At 41.9% G+C, this 23662-nt stretch carries 26 protein-coding genes; 2 read left to right on the forward strand and 24 right to left on the reverse strand.

Features of this window, described 5'->3' with window-relative positions; all coding sequences use genetic code 11:
- Positions 1-14 precede the first annotated feature (14 nt).
- Both F602_RS0109415 and F602_RS0109420 read right to left on the reverse strand, forming a co-directional pair.
- The gene (locus F602_RS0109415; RefSeq protein WP_018167731.1) at positions 15-824 is read right to left on the reverse strand and encodes a MurR/RpiR family transcriptional regulator; all 810 of its coding nucleotides are present in this window, start codon (positions 822-824) and stop codon (positions 15-17) included.
- Positions 825-1016: 192 nt separating this feature from the next.
- Positions 1017-2522: a helicase HerA-like domain-containing protein gene (locus F602_RS0109420; RefSeq protein WP_018167732.1), complete on the reverse strand. Its 1506-nt coding sequence runs from the start codon at positions 2520-2522 to the stop codon at positions 1017-1019.
- Positions 2523-2666: 144 nt separating this feature from the next.
- On the opposite strand from F602_RS0109420, the gene F602_RS0109425 reads away from it, so the two are divergent.
- Positions 2667-3281, forward strand: a complete 615-nt coding sequence (locus tag F602_RS0109425; protein ID WP_018167733.1) for an NUDIX hydrolase — start codon at positions 2667-2669, stop codon at positions 3279-3281.
- A gap of 70 nt (positions 3282-3351) precedes the next feature.
- On the opposite strand, the gene F602_RS0109430 is transcribed toward F602_RS0109425, so the two are convergent.
- Positions 3352-4728, reverse strand: a complete 1377-nt coding sequence (locus tag F602_RS0109430; RefSeq protein ID WP_018167734.1) for a 6-phospho-beta-glucosidase — start codon at positions 4726-4728, stop codon at positions 3352-3354.
- 201 nt (positions 4729-4929) lie between these two features.
- On the opposite strand from F602_RS0109430, the gene F602_RS0109435 reads away from it, so the two are divergent.
- Positions 4930-5838: a DMT family transporter gene (locus F602_RS0109435; RefSeq protein WP_026183403.1), complete on the forward strand. Its 909-nt coding sequence runs from the start codon at positions 4930-4932 to the stop codon at positions 5836-5838.
- 119 nt (positions 5839-5957) lie between these two features.
- On the opposite strand, the gene F602_RS0109440 is transcribed toward F602_RS0109435, so the two are convergent.
- The 21 genes from F602_RS0109440 to F602_RS0109545 all read right to left on the reverse strand — a co-directional run bounded on the left by F602_RS0109440 (position 5958) and on the right by F602_RS0109545 (position 23447).
- Positions 5958-6683, reverse strand: coding sequence for a CBS domain-containing protein (locus F602_RS0109440; RefSeq protein WP_018167736.1), 726 nt, complete (start codon positions 6681-6683; stop codon positions 5958-5960).
- A 136-nt stretch (positions 6684-6819) separates the two neighbouring features.
- The gene (locus F602_RS0109445) at positions 6820-7095 is read right to left on the reverse strand and encodes an HU family DNA-binding protein (RefSeq protein WP_018167737.1); all 276 of its coding nucleotides are present in this window, start codon (positions 7093-7095) and stop codon (positions 6820-6822) included.
- Between the two features lie 93 nt (positions 7096-7188).
- Positions 7189-7782: a YpmS family protein gene (locus F602_RS0109450; protein ID WP_018167738.1), complete on the reverse strand. Its 594-nt coding sequence runs from the start codon at positions 7780-7782 to the stop codon at positions 7189-7191.
- Positions 7754-8596: an SGNH/GDSL hydrolase family protein gene (locus F602_RS0109455; RefSeq protein ID WP_018167739.1), complete on the reverse strand. Its 843-nt coding sequence runs from the start codon at positions 8594-8596 to the stop codon at positions 7754-7756. Before F602_RS0109455 ends, F602_RS0109450 begins: the two co-directional genes overlap by 29 nt.
- Complete coding sequence (locus F602_RS0109460) at positions 8589-9419, reverse strand: DegV family protein (protein WP_018167740.1); 831 nt, start codon at positions 9417-9419, stop codon at positions 8589-8591. The genes F602_RS0109455 and F602_RS0109460 overlap by 8 nt, the downstream gene beginning before the upstream one ends.
- A gap of 83 nt (positions 9420-9502) precedes the next feature.
- Positions 9503-10153, reverse strand: a complete 651-nt coding sequence (locus F602_RS0109465; RefSeq protein ID WP_018167741.1) for an HD domain-containing protein — start codon at positions 10151-10153, stop codon at positions 9503-9505.
- A gap of 31 nt (positions 10154-10184) precedes the next feature.
- Complete coding sequence (recN, locus tag F602_RS0109470) at positions 10185-11861, reverse strand: DNA repair protein RecN (RefSeq protein WP_018167742.1); 1677 nt, start codon at positions 11859-11861, stop codon at positions 10185-10187.
- A 3-nt stretch (positions 11862-11864) separates the two neighbouring features.
- Positions 11865-12287 (reverse strand): arginine repressor, encoded by a 423-nt coding sequence (locus F602_RS0109475; protein ID WP_026183404.1) that lies wholly within the window; start codon positions 12285-12287, stop codon positions 11865-11867.
- Complete coding sequence (locus F602_RS0109480) at positions 12280-13101, reverse strand: TlyA family RNA methyltransferase (RefSeq protein ID WP_018167744.1); 822 nt, start codon at positions 13099-13101, stop codon at positions 12280-12282. The genes F602_RS0109475 and F602_RS0109480 overlap by 8 nt, the downstream gene beginning before the upstream one ends.
- Positions 13094-13960, reverse strand: a complete 867-nt coding sequence (locus F602_RS0109485) for a polyprenyl synthetase family protein (protein ID WP_018167745.1) — start codon at positions 13958-13960, stop codon at positions 13094-13096. The genes F602_RS0109480 and F602_RS0109485 overlap by 8 nt, the downstream gene beginning before the upstream one ends.
- Entirely contained in the window at positions 13960-14178 is a 219-nt protein-coding gene (locus F602_RS0109490) for an exodeoxyribonuclease VII small subunit (RefSeq protein WP_018167746.1), read from the reverse strand. Before F602_RS0109490 ends, F602_RS0109485 begins: the two co-directional genes overlap by 1 nt.
- Positions 14153-15496 (reverse strand): exodeoxyribonuclease VII large subunit, encoded by a 1344-nt coding sequence (gene xseA, locus F602_RS0109495; protein ID WP_018167747.1) that lies wholly within the window; start codon positions 15494-15496, stop codon positions 14153-14155. Before xseA ends, F602_RS0109490 begins: the two co-directional genes overlap by 26 nt.
- A gap of 408 nt (positions 15497-15904) precedes the next feature.
- Complete coding sequence (locus tag F602_RS0109500; RefSeq protein ID WP_018167748.1) at positions 15905-16678, reverse strand: HAD hydrolase family protein; 774 nt, start codon at positions 16676-16678, stop codon at positions 15905-15907.
- Positions 16679-16702: 24 nt separating this feature from the next.
- Positions 16703-17548 carry a bifunctional methylenetetrahydrofolate dehydrogenase/methenyltetrahydrofolate cyclohydrolase gene (locus tag F602_RS0109505; protein WP_018167749.1) on the reverse strand — a complete coding sequence of 282 codons (846 nt, stop codon included), beginning with the start codon at positions 17546-17548 and terminating at the stop codon, positions 16703-16705.
- 281 nt (positions 17549-17829) lie between these two features.
- Positions 17830-18666 (reverse strand): NAD(P)H-hydrate dehydratase, encoded by an 837-nt coding sequence (locus tag F602_RS0109515; RefSeq protein WP_018167751.1) that lies wholly within the window; start codon positions 18664-18666, stop codon positions 17830-17832.
- An 86-nt stretch (positions 18667-18752) separates the two neighbouring features.
- Positions 18753-18902 carry a hypothetical protein gene (locus F602_RS10940; RefSeq protein ID WP_018167752.1) on the reverse strand — a complete coding sequence of 50 codons (150 nt, stop codon included), beginning with the start codon at positions 18900-18902 and terminating at the stop codon, positions 18753-18755.
- Positions 18902-21055, reverse strand: a complete 2154-nt coding sequence (gene feoB, locus F602_RS0109525) for a ferrous iron transport protein B (RefSeq protein ID WP_018167753.1) — start codon at positions 21053-21055, stop codon at positions 18902-18904. Before feoB ends, F602_RS10940 begins: the two co-directional genes overlap by 1 nt.
- The gene (locus F602_RS0109530; protein ID WP_018167754.1) at positions 21045-21536 is read right to left on the reverse strand and encodes a FeoA family protein; all 492 of its coding nucleotides are present in this window, start codon (positions 21534-21536) and stop codon (positions 21045-21047) included. The genes feoB and F602_RS0109530 overlap by 11 nt, the downstream gene beginning before the upstream one ends.
- Before the next feature lie 149 nt (positions 21537-21685).
- A complete protein-coding gene (locus tag F602_RS0109535; RefSeq protein ID WP_018167755.1) occupies positions 21686-22420 on the reverse strand; it encodes an amino acid ABC transporter ATP-binding protein in 735 nt (244 codons plus the stop codon).
- Positions 22413-23102 (reverse strand): amino acid ABC transporter permease, encoded by a 690-nt coding sequence (locus tag F602_RS0109540; RefSeq protein ID WP_018167756.1) that lies wholly within the window; start codon positions 23100-23102, stop codon positions 22413-22415. The genes F602_RS0109535 and F602_RS0109540 overlap by 8 nt, the downstream gene beginning before the upstream one ends.
- Before the next feature lie 114 nt (positions 23103-23216).
- Positions 23217-23447 carry a DUF1797 family protein gene (locus F602_RS0109545; protein ID WP_018167757.1) on the reverse strand — a complete coding sequence of 77 codons (231 nt, stop codon included), beginning with the start codon at positions 23445-23447 and terminating at the stop codon, positions 23217-23219.
- Positions 23448-23662: the final 215 nt, after the last annotated feature.

Consider the following 23662-nt stretch of genomic DNA (forward strand, 5'->3'; position numbering starts at 1 on the left):
TAATCTAACCTCCTTCATTTATTGATAATTGTACGATTGAAGCGCCTTTCTTTTTCATTCTGATTATTGGCCATAAAATGAGCATAAAGCAAGTCCACCATCAATAATAGTGGAAATTGGGGAGAAATACGATTGCCATAGCTGAGGTTTTTAGCAGATGCCACAAGTAGCACCTCATCTGCTATATCATCCTTTTCGAGCTTCTGCGTTGACATCAAAATCGTATACGCTCCTTTTTGCTTTGCCTTCCTTAACCCTTCTACGACTGCTAACGTTTTCCCAGAAATAGACTGGCCTATAACCAAGCATTCTGAATCAATCACATTATCCATCCACTGCAACATGTGCCCATCTGTCACAGCTTCACAAATCAAGCCTAGCCGCATGAAGCGAATTTTCATTTCTTGTGAAACCAGGCTGGATAAGCCTTTTCCATAAAAATAAACTCGTTTTGCTTTCTCCAATCGTTGACTAATGCGTAAAATCTGAGCTTCATCAACCAAGGAATAGGTCTTGGTCAGGATTTCATCATAGTCAGACAACACTTTCTTAGTTAATTCTTGATGAATGGTAGAAAATTGCCGTTCCCGCTGCTCCCTATAGCGTTGGTATTCAAAGGCAAACTCACGATAGCCCTTAAAGCCACATTTTTGTGCAAATCGTGTCAAGCTAGCTTTTGACACATGTAGAACCTGAGCCACTACCTTGGTAGTAATATCTGCTGGATCTTCATATAAAAAATAATGTGCAATCTCTTTCTCCAATTGTGTCATGCTATCGATAGAGGACTCAATAATCGGAAGAATGATTTGTTTGTTTTTCATAAAGCCTCTTTCTTGGGAATCGCTTACATTTCTAGTTTACCTTATTCAGAAACATTTTTCAATGTTTTTTCGATTTTAGAAACTTGTTTCTATCTTTGTTGAAAATTTAGCTTTTCTGAAAACTATTTCATAAAGTCACTCTGATAAGTTGAAACTCAAAAAGAGACTGGACTAGGCCAATCTCTATTAAACTTATTTTTTCCCTGTCAGCATACCTGTAATCCCTCGCATGAGGATGCGACCAGCTTCTCGGCCAACAGCTGACATAACATTCTTAGTAAAACGATCCATCGGTGAATCCGTTCTACGCGGAGCACTTGCTTTCTTAGCTTCTTTTTTCTCAGTCTTTTCGACTTTATCAGCCATCTTTTGCGCTTTTTGAGCGTTTTCTTTTTCAAGGCGCTCTTGCAAAGCTGCCTCTTTTTCCTGAGCCCAAATCTCGATTTGTTCGTGGGCTGACTCGCGATCAATCGCTTCTGCATACTTGTCCATGAGTTTAGAGTGATTGATAAGAGCATTAACCAAGCTAGGATCGGCAGTTCCCAAAAGGCTCTTAGGCGGATAAATCATCACTCGATCCGCATAAGTTGGTGTGCCATCTGCCCCCAAAACAGAGACAACTGCTTCTCCAACCTTGAGTTCTTGGATGACCTGAGCTAAATCTTGATCCGTTTGTTGGCGGAATGTATCAGCCACCACAGTTACTGTTTTCAATTCCTTAGGAGTAAAGGCACGGAGGCCATGCTGAATACGATTACCCAGCTGACTGGCTATACTATCGGGTATATCGGTTGGGTTCTGGGTGACGAAGAAAACCCCTACACCTTTGGAGCGAATTAGTCGAACAATCAGCTCGATTTTTTCTAGCAACACCTTCGGTGCATCTTTAAAGAGAACATGGGCCTCGTCAAAGAAGAAGACCATTTTAGGCTTATCTAAATCTCCCACTTCTGGCAAGACTTCATAGAGTTCCGATAAGAGGGCAAGAAGAACAGTCGAATACAGAGTCGGTTGACTAAAGAGCTGAGTGGCATTGAGAATGTTGATGATACCTCTCCCATCATCATCTGTACGCATCAGATCCGAAATTTCCAAACTTGGTTCGCCAAAGAATACCCTACCTCCCTGTTGCTCTAGAACCACTAGACTCCGTAGTATAGCCCCGACTGAGCGGGCTGGAATATTGCCATAGTACTGACTCAACTCATCTGCATGTTCTGCTACGAAATTGAGCATAGCACGTAGATCCATCATATCAATCAGCAAAAGACCACGTTCATCGGCCACGCTAAATACGATATGGAGAATACTTGCCTGGGTTTCATTGAGCCCCAAGAGACGGCTCAAGAGTACAGGCCCCATCTCTGAAATAGTTATACGAACAGGAATTCCCTTGTCACCAGCAACATCCCAAAGCTCGACTGGATAGCTGGCTGGCTCATAAAGTCCGTAACGAGTTGCCTCCAGTCGTTCTGGTGAAACAGCTGCTGTATTTTCCTGAGCTAGACTCATCAAATCTCCCTTGATATCCGAAAGAAAGACCGGAATCCCCAGATCACTCATCTGCTCAGCCAAGACCTTCAGAGTCACTGTTTTACCAGTACCTGTTGCTCCTGCGATAATGCCATGACGATTGAGGCGCTTGAGTTGCATTTCAGCAACAAACTGACCATAGCCAAATTGTAATACATCAGACATTTTGAGTCTCCTTGAATAGTTTCTGATTCTATTTTACCATAAAATCCGCAGAAAATAGCGCTCCCAAACTAGGTTGTTGACCACAAACTAAAACTTTTGTAAGATAAGAGAAAATAGATTATTTTCGAGGAAGTTAGTTTTTCTATGAAAGAGTTGTTCTCCAGTTATATTCCCCAACCGATAGGTCAAAAAAAAGTTTACAGTATCCTTTTGCCATTGATTAAAATCAAAGATGAATGGCAAATTCTCTATCAGGTCCGCAGCGAGACCATTTCACAGCCAGGTGAAGTATCCTTTCCTGGTGGTTCTGTGGAGAGTGGCGAGACCCTTTTAGAAGCTGCTATCCGCGAAACCTGTGAGGAGCTACTCCTCCAACCAGAGCAAATCGCAGTTTTTGGTGAGATAGATTATCTTGTCCACCAACATCGGACCATTCACTGCTTTGTTGGTCAACTACTTGTTGAAGATTGGCAAACGATTCAGCCAAATACTGATGAGGTGGCGAAACTATTCACTGTGCCTTTGAAAACAGTATTGGAAGAAGCCCCAACCTATCATTCACTCACCTTAAAAGTTGATAACCAGCAAAACTTTCCTTTTGAGCGCATTCGCAAAGGACCAGATTACCCTTTTAGCAACCGAGATTGGACCATTCCCTTCTACGAGCACGAAGGCGAAACCATCTGGGGGATGACTGCCCTTTTCACCCACCGCTTCACAGAAATTGTAAAAGAAAATGAAAACATGCTTGACCAATAAGGAGCTTAATCGAAAAAGTTGGACATAAAATAAAACAAGAAGACCAGTGGGTCTTCTTTTCTATATCAATCTACATCAACTCTTGAACTTTTTCATCCTTAATGCTGATGCCTTCTGCTTCCAATTTTGCAATTGTCTCTGCAAACTGTGGTAGATAGGCCTTATGGGCAATAAAGAGCTCGTCCATCACCCGCTTCGCTGTTGCTCCAGATGGAATCAATGGGTTGATAGTAAAGGCTTGAAGAGCCAGGGCATAATTACCTGTCACAGCCGCCTCAATAGTCAGCAGTTCCATTGCCTTCATCACCTGTAACCAGCCTCGCTCAGCCGTTGGTAGCGGTCCGAATGCCACATTTCTCGCCCCTTGCGAACCTAGGTAAGCTGTTACTTCAACAGCACAGTCAGCTGGTAAATCCGGAACAGCACCATCATTACGGGTAGAAACCACTATTTCAGTATTTTTGTTGGCATAAATGGACGCGATGGTTTCACACGCTGCATCTGAATAATAGGCTCCGCCCCGCTCTTCCAATTGCTTAGGCTTGTAGTTTAGGGCAGGATCTTTATACAGTTCAAAAAGTTCATGCTCCAAAGCCTTAACTTGCTCCGCTCGGGTACCAACTGTGGCGTAGTCTTCCAAGCCATGAGCCAGCATTTCCTCAGCACGGTAGTAATACTGATGGTAACCACAAGGAATCATGTTCATCTGGTCAAGCTGCTCTCTGTAGAAAGGCACTCCATGGATATTTTTAGGCAGACCATTGTCCTCTTGGTAGAGCTTGTCAATAATCTGAGGTGTAACGTCATTGCCCTCCTTGTCTGCCACCTTATGCCAGTGGAAATGATTCACACCAGCAAATTTATAAATCAAATCCTCTGCTGGACTATCCAGCATAATCGCCTCTGTCATCTTAGCCATAACAGGCACATTGCAAAGACCAATGACACGGTCCCATTTGCCATAGCGCAGAACAGCTTCCGTCACCATACCACTTGGATTGGCAAAGTTAATCAACCAAGCATTGGGACAAAGTCGCTTCATATCTTCTACTACATCTAAAATGACTGGAATAGTCCGAAAAGCCTTAAACATCCCTCCAGCTCCATTTGTTTCCTGTCCCAAAAGTCCATAAGAGAAAGGAATGCGTTCGTCCTTGATACGAGCATTGAGCTGACCTACCCGAAACTGAGTGGTTACAAAGTCTGCATCCTTGAGGGCTTCTTCTCGATTGAGAGTAGTATAAACCTTGACATCATAAGGAGAAGCATCCCACATCCGCTGGGCCATCGCACCAACAATTTCTTGCTTCTCACGGCCCGCTTCGACATCAACTAGCCAGATTTCCTTAATCGGTAGTTCCTCATAGCGCTTGATAAAACCTTCCATCAACTCAGGTGTATAGCTAGAACCACCACCGATGGTTGCAATTTTTAGACCTTTTGTCATAAAAGATACCTCACTTTGTATACTTCTTAGCCTCATTCTAAATCATTCTGTAAACACTTACAAGAGCATTCCTCAAAGTTCGTATTAAAAGCCCAGAACTTAAGAGAATAGTACCAAGATAAGGCCCAATACCGTTGACGTGTCTATCTAACCAGCAGTATAATATAGGTAACAGAGCAATCATATATAGTGTGGAGGTACATGATGGATGCAAAAAAGAAAAAATTTTTTATTGGTAGCATGAGTGCAATCACATGTGAAATACTATACGGGCTCAGTTATATATTTACTAAGCAAGCCACCTCTACTGCCTCAGAATTCGCACTACTAGGATGGCGGTTTCTTTTAGCGACTCTAGTGATGAATTTTTGTATTTTAATTGGCCTCATCAAGATTGACCTTACAGGAAAATCTCTCAAACCTCTCATACTCGTCGCTCTCTTTAGCCCTGTTCTCTATTTTATCGGCGAAACAATCGGCATCAACCACACCACTGCTTCAGAATCCGGTGTCTTCCTAGCTTGCATTCCAGTCGCTTCTCTAATAGCCTCAGCTATCATTCTCAAAAAACCTCCAACCAAACTCCAGACTGCTGGCATCCTCTTTACCCTTTTTGGAGTCCTGGTCACCATCATATCTGTGGGGGCTAGTTCAAGCCTGTCTCTTTCAGGTTATAGTTTCTTATTCCTAGCCATCTTGTCCTACGCACTCTACAGTGTTTTTGTTGAAAAAGCTTCTAACTATAGTAGTGCTGAAATTACCTTTATGATGCTATCAGCAGGGGCTCTTATCTTTGTTTCTTTGGCCTTGCTAGAGGCTATATTCCAAGGAGAAATAACAGCATTATTAACTTTACCACTCACGAACCACCATTTCCTCCTGGCTATACTCTATCAAGCCATCGGCTGTTCCGTCGTTGCTTTCTTCCTCACCAATGTGGCCATCGCCAATATTGGTGTGAATCGGACCTCATCTTATATTGGTGTAGCCACCGTTGTATCCATTCTTGCTGGTTCCATTTTCTTGGAGGAATATTTTTCATACTATCAAGCCATCGGTGTCTTTCTAATTATTACAGGTGTTTATATTGCCAATACTAACAGTCACTGATCAGCAACCACTTATTCCATCAAACATACTACCAATCATTGAAATACCTCTTGATAGCAACTATTAGAACAACAAAAAAATGCTTGACTTGTATCAGGCATTTTTTCTATAAGTAGTGCTCACTGTAAATCTTTGACCATCTGGCCTATGTCAGACTTGGTGATGATACCAGCAATATCTGCTGGTGAATGGATGGATAGATTTTTTCGATGGCAGACAAGCGCCACACGTACCTTAGTACCTGTAAAATGATGTAGAGTCTCAGATAAACTGCTTTCCTTAGAAAGACTGATGACAGTATCGCCATTTTCCTCAAAAGGCAAAATCTCTGCTATCCTTACATCCTGCAAATCCAAGCCAGAAAAACTTCCTTTTTCACTAAGATGAGCCAACCAATTGGCAATGCCATTATTGGAAATCAGACCCACATAACCATCTCCATCAAAGACCGGAAACTGATTGAAATGCTTTTCATGGATAGCTTTCAAAACAGCTGTCAATCGATCCTGAAGCTGGAATGATAAAATCTTTTCCCGCTTCCCTTCTGCCAAAAAATCACCCAGGGTCTTGGGATGTTGGTAATCATGGGTCACTTTTTTTAGGACATCAATGATTTGCTGGGAAGGGGTCGCCACCACAGGCAAATTAGTCCTAGTCTCATGGGCTAGGATATTGCGCAAGCGTCTAGCAATATCCAAAATCTCCCAATTAGCCTTTATTGGATTATTTTCTATTGCATTTTTCTCTCGCTCTAGCAAATCATAAATCGTGTCCATCGTATCATACTTATTCTGCAGGGTCTGCTCCAAATCATTAAAAACCTTGAGAAATTCTTCTTGGGACATGATGCCAAACTCCCTATCTTATTTTTTATATTATAGCACAGATTAGCCAAAGATAAATTTCATATTTTAAAATACAAGAACAAAAGCCCATCATACAAGCTAGAAAGCTTGATATGACGGGCTTTTTAAGTCGCAATTATTTAACAGCGTCTTTAAGGGCTTTACCAGCTTTGAATGCTGGAACTTTTGAAGCTGCAATAGTGATTTCTTCACCTGATTGTGGGTTACGACCTTTGCGAGCTGCGCGTTCGCGAACTTCGAAGTTACCAAAACCGATCAACTGAACTTTTTCACCAGCTGCAAGGTAGTCAGCTACTGCTGCGAATACTGCATCTACAGCTGCTGCTGAATCCTTCTTAGTCAATGAAGTTGCATCTGCAACTTTTGCAATCAAATCTTGTTTGTTAGCCATCTTGCTAAATCCTCCAAAAATTTTCTGAGTTAATACTCACCCCACTATATTACCGAAAAAACTTGAATTGGTCAAGCTTTTTACATGCAAAGCCTATTTTTTCCGGTAAATATCAAAGATAATCTGATCATTGTAGAGATCAATCGTATTAGCCTTTACATAAATTCCCAAATCATTGGTAATTTTGGTTGTATGAATATGGATAGCGCTCTTATTTACATCCACTGTAATAAAATTCGGTAGCTTGTAATTTTTTTTGAGATAGGTTAAAATCTCAGCGCGAGGTAATCCTAAGGTTCCTGCTGAAACTTCAGACACCGTCAGCAGAACGCTACCATCAGCCAATTTACTTGGTTGAAAATAGATATAAAGTGGAATTTTTTGCCCCAAGATCAAATACTCTCCCTCAAATAGGACCAACTGATTACTAGCATATAGCTTATAGGAAAAATCCTTGCTTTGATAGTCTTCCAGATAAGTCGCCACTGTATCGTTGAGTTGATTTCTCGTGGTGGTAAACGTGCCAATCTTTGTCTCTGTCTCTTTTGGGATAGCAATTTGGCTAGTATCTTCTCGAAAAGTCGTCATACGATTGAACAACACTAGCCCTAGTCCCAAAACTGCAGACAATAAAAGAAGAAAAAGCCATTTCCAAATATTAGTTTTTCCAGTCGTCTTTTGTTTCACTCATTTTCTCCAATACTGCTCGTTTCATGATTTCATAACCTGTGTTGTTGGGATGGAAATTATCACCTTGATAAAGGGCATCATTGATAATTTTGGTGTCGTCACCGGATGTCTGGACGACTCCTTCTTGACCGTCAATTCCTTGATAGAGAAGGTCATTGATGGGCACAAAATAAACCTTATCTAGCTTGTCAACGGTTTCCTGCGTTGTCTGGTTCCAATTATCTACGATTACTTGCATATCCGTCATCTCCGGGAAATTCAGGTAAAAAGGATTATAGATTCCTAGCACGTAGATGGGGAGATTTGGATTGTCTTTTCTAGCTAGCTCAATTATTCTTAGAAGCCGCTTGCTATAGGCAATAGAAGGCTTCTTAAAGGTTGTTATTTTTAAGCTGGTAATATTGTCCAAAATCACTTTACGTAAATCATTTCCACCCACAGTCAAGGTCATCAGGTCCGCCTTAGCCAAGGCATCCGCAATTTCTGGATTCTCCTCCATCCGTTTCAGAATCTGATTGCTGGTATTGCCGGCCACTCCAAAATTCTGGGCATCCACTTGGTAACCTTCATCGTTGGTCAAGCTCTGGGCTACTAGGGGGACAAAACCACCTTGGTTGGTTGTATCACCCACTCCTTGAGTTAAAGAATCACCTAAGGCCACATAGGAGAAGCGCTTGATTTTCGATTTTGTATAGTCTGCCTTGGAAAGGACTGGTTGAGCAGACGGCACCAAAAGATGAAAAAAAAGGAGAAAACCAAGAAGGCTAGTAAAAAAGAAGACCAGTCCTTGCAATACTTTCCGACTATTCATAACGCACCAAGATTGCCCATGCATCCTCTCCCGTATGGGTTTGGATAATAGAGCTGGTTTCTAAGACAGAAATGGGAGTGGATACGTAGGGCTGCAACCTCTCCTTCATTTCATAAGCATAGGTAGAAGAGCCAGCATAGGAAATCCCAATTTCTAGAGGCTTTCTTCTATCTAGGTTGGTTACAAATTCATCTAACCATTTTTTAAAGGTTTTATTCCCACGACCCTTGGCTACTGGTTCTAGCTGATGGTCCTTCATAGTCATGACAATACGAATATTGAGCAAGGAACTCAGCAAACCTGTCACACGGCTAATTCGCCCTCCCTTGACTAGATTTTCCAAGGTTGATACACCGATATACAGTTCTGTTTTCTGTTTGATTTCTTCAATAGCTGCTAAGATTTCTTCCTTGCTAGCTCCATCCTTAGCTAAACGAGCGGCCTCAAGCACCTGAAACTTTGTAGCCTGGTCTGTATAACCAGAATCAATAATCGTCACATCTGCACCTGACAGCGTAGCACCTTGCCGAGCAGCTTCTACCGTTCCTGATAGGGCATGAGAAAGATGGATAGCAATAATTTGACTGCCATCACTTGCCAAATCAGAAAAAACTTCTGCAAACAAACCAACTGGAGGTTGGCTGGTTTTAGGAAGAGCTTTGCTGTTTCGCATCAATTCTAAGAATTGCCCTTCTTTTAGATCCAAATCAGAATAGACTACCCCATCAACCATAGTTGTCAAGGGGACAATAGTGATACCCAATTCTCGGGCCACTTCAAGCTCCATAGTATTGCTGGAGTCTGTTACAATTTTCACTGTCATATAGGTTCCTACTTTAAAATTGAATAGTTCTATTATACCAAAAAATGCCCAAAATGGAGCATTTTCTGGTGTGGTAAAAATGGTTAACGCCTACCTTCCCATTCTGCTTCAAATTGCTCTAGGTAGGTTTTCAAAAATTGATGACGCCCTTGAGCAAATTTTTTTGCAGTATCTGTATGCATCAAATTCGTTAATTTTAACAATTTTTCATAAAAATGGGCAATGGCTGTTCCCTGATGACTCCGATATTCCTCCAAGGTCATCTCTTCTCGGATAGTCACAGTTGGATCATGAATAATTCGATTTTTATAACCCGAGTAGGCCATGGTCCTAGCAATCCCGATAGCCCCTATGGCATCGAGGCGATCCGCATCCTGCACAATCTGCCCTTCCAAGCTCAAAACTAGATGATTCTGGGTACCAGCCTTGTAGGAAATACGCTGAATAATAGTCAGAACCTCCTTTATTTGAGGTTGAGGAACACCTTTTCCTGCCAATAAATGACTGACTTCTGCTAAGCCGGCAGCCTCATCCACCACCAACTTATCATCCACCAAATCATGGACTAGGGCAGCCAACTGACAGATAAAAGAGTTTCCACCTTCAATCAGAGCAATCTTCTGGGCCATCTTTTGGACTCGGACGATATGCCACCAATCATGTCCACTCCCTTCGCCCGTCATTTTTTGCTCTACATAGTCGGCTACTGCCTGCAAGATTTCTTCTTGATTCATCTCTTCTTCTTTCTAGTCTGATATAGAACCATTACTCCGGACTTTTCTGCTGTTTACATAGTAATTCCTTAGCCTGAGTCCGGGCTGCTTCCGTCACAATATCTCCAGCTAGCATCTTGGCGATTTCTTCGACACGTTCCTTCTGACTCAAGAGACGTACCTGTGAAACTGTCGAGTTTTCATCTGAAACCTTCTCGATGAAGAACTGATTGTCCGCAATAGCAATGACCTGAGGGAGATGGGAAATGGCTAATACTTGACCAAACTGACCAATCTTATAAATTTTCTGGGCAATAGCCTGGGCCACACGACCAGAAACACCTGTATCCACCTCATCAAAGACAATACTAGTCTTTCCTTCCTTTCTGGCAAAGGCTGATTTGATGGCCAACATCAGACGAGATAGCTCTCCACCAGAAGCCACTTTGACGAGGGGTTTAAAATCTTCACCTGGGTTTGTTGAAATGTAAAACTCGATTTGTTCATTGCCCTGACGACTAAATTTTCCTTTGGTAAAGTTCACACGGAAACAGGACTTGTCCATATATAAATCCTGCAACTCCTGATGAATTTGTTCCTCTAAAATAGTAGCTAAATCATGGCGAGCTTGACTAAGCGCCGCTGCACTTTTAACTAAATCAGCCTCTAAGTGCTTGAGCTGACCTTCTAAATCTTGACTAGATAAGCTAGAACCTGTCAATAACTGGTATTCTTGATTTATTTTAGCAAAATAGTTCAAGACATCATCTACCTGACCACCATATTTTCGAGTCAGGGAATAAATCAAATCCAAACGGTTCTCTACCTGCATGAGGCGGTTGCTATCAAAGTCCAAATCATCTAAGATATCGGCTAATCGCTTGCTAACATCCTCTATGACATAGTAGGATTCTGTCAAGTGTTGGGAAATTTCTTTATAATCTTTATCATAGTCCTCCACAGACTGCATATCATTCATGGCAGTTCGGAGATTAGATAGACAGGACATGTCCTCATTTTCCAGCATAGCATAGGTATTGGTCAAGGTATCGGCAATCTGCTTGTAGTTGAGAAGACGTTCCCTCTCTTGGAGGAGAGCAACATCCTCACCGCTTTGTAAATCCGCCGCCTCAATCTCTGCAATCTGGTATTCCAGCATCTCAATCCTAGCCTTATGCTCTAGCTCATTTTTTTGCTTATCAAGAACCTGTTTACGAAGGTCTCTGTACGCATCGAATGCCTGCTGATAGCGACCTTTCAACTCCTGAAATTCAGCTTGACCAAAGCTATCCAACAAGCCAATATGATGACTTGACTTCATCAATTCTTCCTGATCATGTTGTCCATGAATATCAACTAAAAATTGCCCGACTTCTTTCAAAACAGATAGGTTAACCAGTTGACCATTGATTCGACTGACAGAGCGACCGTTGGCCAGGACTTCCCTACGAATAATCAACTCATCGGTCATCTCCAGACCTTGTTGGGCTAGAAGAGCTTCTAAATCTGTATTTTTCTCCAGCGAAAAAAGCCCCTCTATCTCCGCCTTAGGACTGCCGTGGCGAATGATATCCGTTGTCGCCCGAGCTCCTAACATCAGATTCATGGCATCAATAATGATGGACTTCCCAGCTCCCGTTTCCCCTGTCAAGACCGTCATCCCCCTATCAAATGTCAGAGAAACTTCTTGGATAATCGCGAAATTTTTAATGGAAATCTCTAGTAACATGCCCTACCAAACCCTTATTGTTTGCTCGATTTGCGGAAGAGCCATCTCTTCCTTAACGATGATGAGAATGCTGTCATCATCAGTGATAATGCTAAAAATATGCTCTTTGAAGCGCTCCAAAATCTGGCGTTTCACCACTGCTGTACTACCTGGTACCAGATTCAGATGCAACATCTTATCCATCGAATCAATACTGAGAACATTTTTGGACTGAACCTTGGAAGATCCAGTTTTGGGTAGGCCATAGATATAGCCCTTGCCCACAGGAACCTTGACAATACCTAGTTCCTTAATATCACGTGATACCGTAGCCTGGGTGGCGTGAATACCAACCTCTTTCAAGCGCTCCACCATTTCTTCTTGCGTGTCGATAGGATAGCGGACCACTAAGTCCTTGATAACATTTAACCGTTCTTTTTTATTCATCTTTTGTAAATTCTCCATGTGCTCTAGCCACGACTTCTCCTACTGAAGTCCCTAGGAGATTTTGCGGTGACTGAGTTTTTTCTAAATATACTAAAAATTCAATATTGCCATGTCCTCCCTGAATGGGTGAGAAGTCCAACCCTTTAACTGTAAATCCGTAATCCATGGCAAAACCAATAACCCTTTCCAAAACTTTTTCATGAATAGCTTGGTCTCGGACGATTCCATTTTTTCCGATAGCCTCCCGGCCTGCTTCAAATTGTGGCTTAACCAGAGCTACGACCCGACCACCATCAAGTAGAACTTTCTGCAAGGCTGGTAAAATCAAGTTGAGGGAAATAAAACTAACGTCAATGGAAGCAAAGCTTGGCAACCCTTCAGTAAAATCTTCCTTTTCTGCATAACGGAAATTATACTGCTCCATGGAACGAACCCGCTCATCCTGACGCAATTTCCAAACCAGCTGATTGGTGCCAACATCAACAGCATAGACGAGTTTGGCTCCATTTTGTAGCATGACATCTGTAAAGCCACCGGTAGAGGCTCCAATGTCTATGGTCGTTAAATCGTCTACTGAGAGGTCGAAAACTTGCAAGGCCTTTTCCAGTTTCAGACCACCACGACTAACGTACTTGAGCTTTTCACCCTTGAGTTTGAGCTCGGTATCCTCATCAATCTTTTCGCCTGGCTTATCATAGCGCTCTCCATTGATGACCGAAACCACTAAACCAGCCATGACACCTCTTTTGGCCTGCTCCCTCGTTTCAAAAAGCCCTTGTTTGTAGGCTAAAACATCTACTCTTTCCTTAGGCATCGAGTCGCAACCTTTCTATCATTTCCTGGATTTTTTTAGGCTTAAAACCAACTTGTCGCTCCAAGGTTGCAAAGATGGCTTGAGCTTGGTTGAGAGAATTGTCCAGTATTTCGTAGGATTTCTCTAGACCAAGAAGACCTGGGTAGGTTGATTTTTCAGCCAAGAGATCTTTCATTGGGGTCTTGCCAAGTTCATCAAAACTAGCGGTTACATCTAAAATATCGTCCCGCACCTGAAAAGCATGACCCACCAAATTTCCAGCCAGAGTCAGCTGTTGGAGGACTTCTGTACTCTGCTGAGCAATAATCCCTGCCGCTTCAAAAGGAAAGGCTAGCAAGCATCCCGTCTTATGAGCATGAACAGCAGATAGTTGTTCTAGGTTCAAGCGCTGACCTTCTCCTTGCATATCTAGCATTTGCCCACCAACCATACCAAAAGTTCCAGATGAAATCGACAAACGCCGGATAAGTTCAACTTTAATTTTATCAGATAAGGCTGTTCCAGCAATGAGAGCGAAAGGATCTAGAAAGAGACTGTCACCTGCCAATATGGCTGTCGCTTCATCAAATTTTTTGTGATTGGTCAAACGTCCCCTGCGGTAATCATCATCATCCATAGCTGGCAAGTCATCATGAATCAGACTGCCCGTATGAATCATCTCCAGACTAGCTGCCACATCAAAATGAGCCTCTGTCAAAGCTAGACCAAAGCCTTCTAAGATTTCTAGCAGAATAAGAGGTCGGATGCGCTTGCCTCCAGCATCGACAGAATACAAAATAGCCTCAATCAGTTTCTCTGAAACCACCTGCTTGCTATAATAGCGACGGATGGCCGCATCAATTCCTTGTAACTTGTCCATTAGGCATCCATCTCTATTTCTGTTCCATCTGCCTGCATGACCTTAACCAGAGTTTTTTCAGCTTCTTGCAAGGTTTTTTGCAAGGCCTTTGATAATTTCATCCCCTTTTGGAACTCAGAAAGAGCTTCTTCTAAAGCCACTTCTCCCTGTTCCAACTTGGTCACAACCGCTTCTAATTCTGCTAAATTTTCTTCAAATGTTTTCGTCTCTTTTGACATCCTTAACCTCCACATCTACTTGACCATCCCGCATACGGATCGTCATTTCTTCTTTTTTATCAATCTTAGTCACACTATCAATTACATGACCTTTTTGCTCTACCATAGCATATCCACGCGCTACAATACGACTGGTATCCAGCATGGTCAAGGCCTCCATAAGCTTATCCGCCTTTGCCATCTTCTGATCATAGCTATTGGCCATATTGCTCCTTAATAGACGCTCCTGCTGGTAAATTTTCTCCTTTAGGGTCTTCAAACGCCCCTGTAAGTCCAAGGACACTAGACGCTGACTTAGAATCCTCTCTGCATTCAGATTATCCCTATAAGTCTGGTGCATCACTGTCTGTAGCTTAGTCATCAAACTATCCAATTTTTGTAAATAACCATCGTAGAGACGTTCAGGTTGCCTAAATATGACCGCATGACTTAATTTATCCAAGCGCTCCTGTCTCTGTTGAATGCCTCTGAGAACTACCTGATAAGAGCGATTTTCCCTTTCTGAAATCCATGCCAAAATATCCACTTTGGTCACCGGCGTTGCTAATTCCGCCGCAGCAGTTGGAGTTGCAGCTCGCCTATCGGCCACAAAATCAGCTAAAGTCGTATCTGTTTCATGCCCCACACTGGAAATGACAGGGATACGTGACTCGAAAATAGCCCGTACCACTATCTCTTCATTGAAGGCCCAGAGGTCTTCGATAGACCCACCGCCACGACCAACAATGAGAACATCTAAGTCATCTCTGAAGTTAGCAGCTTGGATATTACTCGCTATCTCCTGGGCTGCCCCATCTCCCTGCACCTTAGTGGGGTAGAGGACAATTTCTACACCTGGAAACCGCCTAGAAACCGTAGTAATTATATCCTTGATGACGGCTCCGCTTGGACTAGTAACTACCCCAATCTTCTGTACAAACTGAGGCAGAGATTGTTTCCACTCTGGATTAAATAGTCCTTCTTTAGTTAGCGCTTTTTTCAACTGCTCAAACTTTATAGCTAACGCACCAATGCCATCAGGCTGAGCCTTTTCAATAATAATGGAATAAGATCCACTGGGCTCATACAGTTGGATACGACCAATAACATTGATTTTCATCCCCTCTTCTAGCTCAAAACCCAACTGTTTGTATACTCCACCCCAAATAGTAGCCTGAATAACAGCTTTTTCATCCTTTAAAGAAAAATATTGATGCGCTGGCCGCCGCCGAAAATTAGATACCTCACCCGTCAGGTAAACCCGCTCCAGATAAGGATCCCGGTCAAATTTTAATTTTAAATACTTGGTCAATTGAGAGACCGATAAATAATCCACCATAAAAACCTTTTCTTCGCTGTATATCTATACAATTATACCATTTTTTGCATAAAATAGGGTAGCGGAAATATAGAAAGCAATCGACTTTTCGATACAAAAACACCAGCCAATCTTGGCTGGTGTTTTTGTGGAGATTATGAAAAATATTTAGGATTGAATACAGTATAACCTAGAAAGTCATTTTGTACATCGGTCTTAGGGCTGATTTTGAAAAGTGAGTGATTGTGGAAAAGAAGCCCTCTTAACTTTTTCTATTATCTATTTATCAAAAACTAATTTACGAACCACTAAACACAAAAATACCAGTCCTTTTTGACTGGTATTTTCAGGAGATTATGAAAAATATTTAGGATTAAATATAGTATAATCTGAAATTCCTTTACGTGCATCGGTCGCAGGACCGATTTTTTATTTTCCTTTGAAGATAGCAAAGACTTGGAGTATCTTAGCTGCTATGGCTGACTTGTAATCTCCTACTAGCTTGATTTGCTCGTCAGCAAATTCTGTTAAAACAGATGAGTCTCCGACCTGGACTGCATAAAGAGAAGCTTTAAAAAGTTCAATATCATTGCGATCATTGCCAAAAACAACCACATCATTGCCAACGTGCTCAATTAGCGTACGAGCCTTGTGGATTTCAGCTGGATTGAGATAGATACATTTCTCCCCATCATCATAGAGAACATCTACACTCTCTTCATTGGCAAATTGTGCCAAGGTTTCCTCAATCAAGTCCTCATGATTTCCCATGTAAATAGCCACCTTGATTGGATGTTTCAAGTCAGAAAGTGGCAAAAAAGTCGCCTGATGAAGGGGATCTACTCTTGAAATAAAGGGGATTCTTTCGAGAATCTGGCCAGAATAATCAAAATGGTTGTCCACAATGAAAGGTAAATTATAGGTTTGACACCAATCTACCAAAATCCGGTATGCCTTCTCATCTATATGGCGCTCAAAAATCGGCTGACCATTTTCATAGACCAAACCACCGTTTAGAGCGACTACCATTTTCTGACTCAACTCCGGTCCAAGAGTAGCTAAGCAGTCTCGATAAGAGCGAGTAGTCGCAAACACCAGTTCATGACCATATTGGGGGGCATTGAGCAAGACCTGCATAATTTCATCATCGATAGTCCTACGGTCAAAACACAGAGTACCATCCAAATCAAAAACGAACTTCATAGGAATTCCTCCTCTACTAAGAAACTAAGAATTTCGCAGGGCAGCCTCATAGGTCTGTTCCATCAGCATCGTAATGGTCATCGGTCCAACACCTCCTGGAACGGGCGTAATCATGCTAGCCACTGGGGCAACTTCATCAAATTTTACATCACCAATCAACTTGCCGTTTTCATCTCGGTTCATGCCGACATCGATGACCACAGCACCTTCCTTGATAAATTCCTTGGTGACAAAGTGTCCGCGACCGATTGCTACTACCAAGATATCTGCTTGGCGAGCCAATTCGGCCAGATTTTTCGTGCGTGAATGAGCAATAGTCACTGTCGCATTGGCATCCATAAGAAGCTGGGCCATCGGTTTGCCAACAATATTGGAACGCCCAATCACCACTGCACTTTTCCCAGTCAAATCCACCTGATATTCCTTGAACATTTCCATAATACCAGCTGGTGTCGAAGGTACCATAACAGCATGTCCAGACCAGAGTTTTCCCATATTTGTCGGATGAAATCCATCTACATCTTTTTCTGGAGAAATGGCAAAAAGAACCTTTTCCTCATCAATATGTTCAGGAAGCGGCAACTGAACCAAAATCCCATGCCAGGCTTCATCCTGATTGTATTTCTCAATTAAATCCAACAGTTCCGCTTCCGTCGTTGTTTCTGGCAAGCGAACTACTTGACTGTTGAAGCCAGCAGCCAAGGCTGAGCGTTCCTTATTGCGGACATAGACCTGACTAGCTGCATCTTCTCCCACCAAAATCACAACCAAACCTGGAATCAGGCCCTTTTCTTCTTTCAATCTTGCTGTCTTTGTCGCTAATTCTGCCTGCATCTTGGTTGCTAAGGCCTTACCATCAATCAGTGTCATCTTTATCTGTCGTCTCCCTTTTCTTTTCTTCTATTATACTAAAATTCCGAGCAAATTCCAAACATTCTACAAATGAAAATGACCAATGTACGGAAAAAAAATGGAAGAATTGTATTTATTTCATGAAAATGATATGAAAAACTTAGATACTTGGCATCTCTACCGTCTTAAACTTGATACAGTCCCTAGTGGTTTGAGTATATCAAAAAAGCCGGCACTAACCACTGATATTAGCGAAAGCTTTGATTTGAATGTGCATAGTCAGTCTCAAAACTAGAGTCTTATTCTCCTGACAACCTCTTCATCCATTTTGGAATTTCTTTACTAATGGCTGTAGGCAGGACTATATAAGCTTCCTGACCGAGTTCATCTGCAATAGCGGAATGAAGATAAGTAGCCGTTGCTGTTGTTGCAAAAAGATTAACAGGGAATTGAGCGACTAAACCAGCAATCAAGCCAGCTAAGGTATCTCCCATACCTCCTATGGCCTGATGAGGACCGCCAACCTCCAGATAAGCGATTTGTTGTCCTTGATAAATCTTAGTTGCATGCGATTTGGCTACTAAGACCGTATTCTCAGGAAATTTAGCTAGGGCGGTCTGAGTACTATTCTCATTTTGTGATGCCACAGCAAGGCCTGACAATCTCTCCCACTCCTTCTGATGAGGGGTCAAAATGAGATTGCCTACCTGCCATTGGTCTCTTTGTGTATCCGCCAATAAGTTCAAAGCTGATCCATCTATAATCAGAGTCTGATGACGTTGTACTCCTTCCAAAACCACTTGAAAGACTTCCCTTGCCTGTCTTGTTTCGCCCAAACCAGAACCAATCAAGATGACATCTGCTATCTCCATCTGCCTTTTCAAGAAGGCAACATCGTAGAGGTCAAAAGCCATAGCTTCTGGTAACTGACTGTGTAGCGAAGAAATATTGTCTTTCTCCGTGGCCACTGTCACCAAACCAGCCCCACTATACACACAAGCTAGAGCCGCCATGATAATAGCCCCTCCATAAGGATAACAGCCACCAATCAACAAAACTCGCCCAAAAGTGCCCTTGTGGCTCATTCTCTGACGAGCTTGAATAACATGACTTGCAAATACATCATTGATCAACATCGCTTGTCCCCTCCATCTCTCATCGGTTAAAAACACGCCGTCTAATGCCCAACATTGTATCAATTTTCGTCCACGATGCTGCTATTCTATTTTTTTACGAGTGCTTTTTTTGCTATTTCGTCCTTGACGGGGCAGGAACATGCACAGTCATTGCAAGAACCTCTTCCCTTCAAAAAACTTTTTAATCCAAAAACAACTCCAATGCTAATTAAAATAGTTAATACGATTGTTGCCATCACAATCCCTCCTGATGTTGGAATAAACCAAGATTGTTCAAATCAATGATCTCTTCTCTTTGTAGAGCAGGTTTTCGCATAACCAGATACAGACAGAGCAACAAGAGCACTCCAGCTACCAATGTCCAGAGAGTAACACTGGAATCTTCTGACATTAAACGACCCAATTGGAAGACGATGAGACTAGCAGCATAAGCCAATCCAGTTTGAAAAGCAATAGCAGCCAAGGTCCACTTGGTATCGTTCATTTCTCGTTTGATGGCTCCAATCGCCGCAAAACAAGGAGCACAAAGTAGATTAAAGGTAAGAAAAGAATAAGCAGCCAAGGCTGAATAATCGGCCTGTAGACCCGAGGCCAATTCTACATTACTAGCATCATGATAGAGAATACCCAAGGTCGCAACAACGGTTTCCTTTGCTAACAAACCAGTTACAACTGCTACTGTGGCTCTCCAGTTTCCAAAGCCCAAAGGCTTAAAAATCCACTCCAATGATTTCCCAAAACTAGCTAATATACTTGCATTCGTATCTACAGGCTGTAAGTGTAGATTGTACGAAGTTGCAAACCAAATCAAGACAGTCAAACTGAAGATGACTGTACCTGCTCGCTTCATGAAACTCAGAGCTTTATTAATAGCATAGCGTAAGACTGTTGCCATTTTTGGTAAATGATATGCAGGCAGCTCCATAATAAAAGGACTCGTGTAACCTCCTAAAACTCTTGTCTTCTTCAAAGCAATACCAGATAAAATAATGGTTATCAAACCAAGAAAATAAGCTGATGGAGCAATGAAGGGATTGTCAGGAAAAAATGCTCCCGCAACTAGGGCAATGATTTCTAGTTTAGCCGAACAAGGCATGAAGGTTGCTGTCATAATCGTTATTTTACGATCACGCTCATTCTCAATCGTTCGGCTAGCCATTATCGCTGGAACACCACAACCTGTCGCAATCAGCATGGGAATGAAAGACTTTCCAGACAAGCCAAACCGTCTAAACATTCGGTCCATCACAAAAGCAATGCGGCTCATATAACCCGTATCTTCTAAAATACCCAAGCAAACAAACAAAACAAAAATCTGTGGTAAAAAGCCAAGAACAGCTCCAATACCCGCCAAAATTCCGTCTAGAATAAGAGACTGTAGCCAGCCTGCCACCTGCATATACTCAAGAGCATTCTGAGTCCATGTTGGAAGTAGTTCTCCAAAAAGAACTTCATTGACCCAATCAGACCACATGACTCCTACCGTTTGGATAGAAAAGAAATAAACAAGAAACATGACCAAAGCGAAGATTGGCAAAGCTAGCACTCGATTGGTCACAATCCTATCAATCTTATCAGAAAGATTCAACTGAAAGTCATTTTCCTCAGATTGAGCCATTTTAGCAATCTCTTCAATGAATTGGTAACGCTGATTGACAACAATTGACTCAGAATCTTCCGTAAATACTTCTTCCGTAATCTGAATAATTTCCTTAATTTCTTGGCGTTGGAAAGGAGATAAATCCAGATCTGCTTCAACCAATTCATCTTTTTCAAATAGTTTGATGGCATAAAAACGAGCAGAAGTACTAGCAACTGTATTTCCTAATGTCTCAATGATTTGTGCAATAGCAGCTTCAAAGCGTTGATCATAAACAGGAAAGATTACCTCTTCCCCTCTTGCTTTCGTATGCTGAGAAGCTTTTTTGATAGCAGTATCTAATCCCTTATTCTTGACCGCACTAGTGACGACAACTGGAACACCCAGAAGATAGGACAATTTTTCTATATTGATGGTCTTGCCTTGTCCATCCAATACATCCATCATATTGAGGGCTACGGTTACAGGAATCCCTGTCTCAATCAATTGGGTTGTCAGATAAAGATTGCGCACCAAGTTTGTCGCGTCGACTACATTAAGAATGGCATCTACACAATGACTCAAAAGATAGTCCCGCGCCACTTTTTCTTCAGGGCTATATGGAGACATCGAGTATATCCCCGGCAAATCCTGAACCTGTACATTCTCTAAGTTTCGCACCATCCCGCTCTTGCGTTCAACCGTCACTCCTGGCCAATTCCCAACACGTTGCTTTCTTCCCGTTAATTGATTAAAAAAAGTTGTTTTTCCACTGTTGGGATTACCGATTAAAGCAATTTCAATTACCATTTTTAACTCCTATCGTAGCCTCCAAATCAGGAATCACACTAATCATCTGTGCTTCTGATTTTCGTAGCGTTAATTCATAGCCACGAAGACAGATTTCAATGGGGTCCCCTAGAGGGGCAACCTTTCTCAGTTGAATCTTCGTATGCTTTGTCAAGCCCATATCCATCAGGCGGCGCTTGGTTTCATTTACTGCATAAATCCCATCCACATAAGCAAAATCTCCAACTTTTAAATCCGAAAGAGGAAGGCTATGTTGATGGTTGTTCTCCTCACTCACATCAATCTTCTGCAAAATGGACTGATCAAAAGCGAGTCGACTAGATTTCACAAGTACAATAGCACTTGTTGGAGTCTTTGAAACAAGCCGAATATTCTGGCCTGGCTTGATACCTAGATTGGACAGATGACGCTGACTTTCCTCACTCAGGTCAATACTGTTAATTCTGTATATCCGATCGATTGTTGCATCCAGCAGAATCATGGCTTACTATCCTTTCTTTTTAATAAAAAAAATATTTTCTGACAATTATAGTATAACATAGCACCCAAAAGTTTGTCTATTTTTTCACAAATTGACATGTCATTTTTGACTATCCAACAAAAAAAGATGGAAAAACCCATCTTTCACCATTATAAGACCTTACTTAAAAAATCCTTCGTTCTCTCTTCTTTGGTATGTTCAAAAATTTGTTCGGGTGTTCCTTGCTCAACAATAACACCTTCATCCATAAAGATAACGCGGTCCGCCACCTCGCGAGCGAATCCCATCTCATGAGTTACGATAACCATCGTCATCCCTGACTTGGCCAAATCCTGCATAACAGCCAATACCTCACCCACCATCTCAGGATCAAGAGCCGAAGTCGGCTCGTCAAAGAGGAGGACATCTGGATCCATAGCCAAGCCCCGCGCAATCGCAATGCGTTGTTGCTGACCACCTGAGAGGCTCTGTGGATAGGCAAGTGCCTTGTCTGGCAATCCTACCTTATCCAGTAAATCACGAGCTTTTTGCTCAGCCTCAGGCTTGGACAATCCCTTTGTTTTTATAGGAGACAAGGTAATATTTTCAAGAACAGACATGTTTGGAAACAGATTGAACTGTTGAAAAACCATTCCCATCTTCTCTCGCATTTTGAAAATATCATTTTTCTTATCTGTTATATCTACTCCCTCAAATGTTACAACACCCATGGTCGGTTCTTCTAAAAGGTTCATGGTTCGTAAGAAGGTGGATTTTCCTGATCCAGAAGGACCGATGATTACAACTACCTCACCCTGTTGGATTTCTAGGTCAATGCCCTTTAAAACCTCATTTTCACCGAAGTACTTATGTAAATTTTTAATAGAAATAATTGACTCAGACACCGGTCTTTCCTCCCTTGTTCAATGTTTTTTCATAGGCCTGAATGGCAAGTGTCAGAACACTAGTCATCAAGAGATAGTAGGCAGCCGCAAATAAGAGAGGCTCCAATGTGATATAAGTAGTAGAAGAAACAGTTGTTGCACCGTTCCACAACTCCATCACTCCAATAGTCGACAAGAGAGAGCTGTCTTTGACAATCGTTACAAACTCATTCCCCAAGGCAGGTAAAATATTCTTGATGGCTTGTGGCATGATGACATAGCGCATGGCTTCTTTCGGACGAATCCCCAGAGAGTATGCTGCTTCCAGTTGACCTTTTGGTACTGCATTGATACCAGCTCGTACAGTCTCACTGACATAAGCACCTGAATTCATCCCAATAATCAAAATTCCTGGAATCAGACGGGTCATATCCACTGTCAAAATTCCGATTTGAAAAGTGGGAGCCACAATGTGCATCATGGCAAAGGCAATCATAATTTGAACAACCATAGGCGTACCACGGAAAATCCAAACATAAATCTTAGCCAACCACACCAAAGGTCGAAATTTGCTACGTTGCGCAAAAGCAAGCAAGACACCCAAAATACTTCCCAAAATCACAACACACGATGCAATAATCAGGGTTATAATGGCTCCATAGTTGAAGTAAGGCCAATACTTAGGCAAAAAAGAAAAATTCATGTGTTTACTCCATTTTTTCATTTAAAGTGTTATTGTACCATAATTTGAATAATCATACAAGATGTACCGAAGTTTTATGCAAAATAAAAAAGGTACCGAAATACCTCCTTCATTTTAGTATAACAATTCGTAAATTTCCATCGCAATCAAGTCAATGCTATCAAAAGTGTATGTTTCACGAGCAACGACATCACGCAAAGTAAATACAGAACCATTCTCTTCGTCATGGCTGTAAGCAACTTCTGCTACAACCACACCATCACGTTCGAAATTACGCTTAAGAGTACCACCATCAGTTGCCATAGCTTCCAATCGGTTGATAATTCTCACCAAATGTGATTCCATGTTCCTTCTCCTATTCGTTTTATAGCCTTATTTTACCATACTTTACCTAAAATGTCTTCCATAAAAGCTAGCTTTCCTAGCCTTTCCATCTTTTTTTGTAAAAAATAGTTCCAAACCGAGTCAGATTCTTGCATTTTCTCTAAATATTGGTATAATGAACTTATATCTGACCTTTTCTGACCAATTATAGGTACATTATAGAAAGAGGAATTACC

Source organism: Streptococcus minor DSM 17118 (assembly GCF_000377005.1).
GTDB lineage: Bacteria > Bacillota > Bacilli > Lactobacillales > Streptococcaceae > Streptococcus > Streptococcus minor.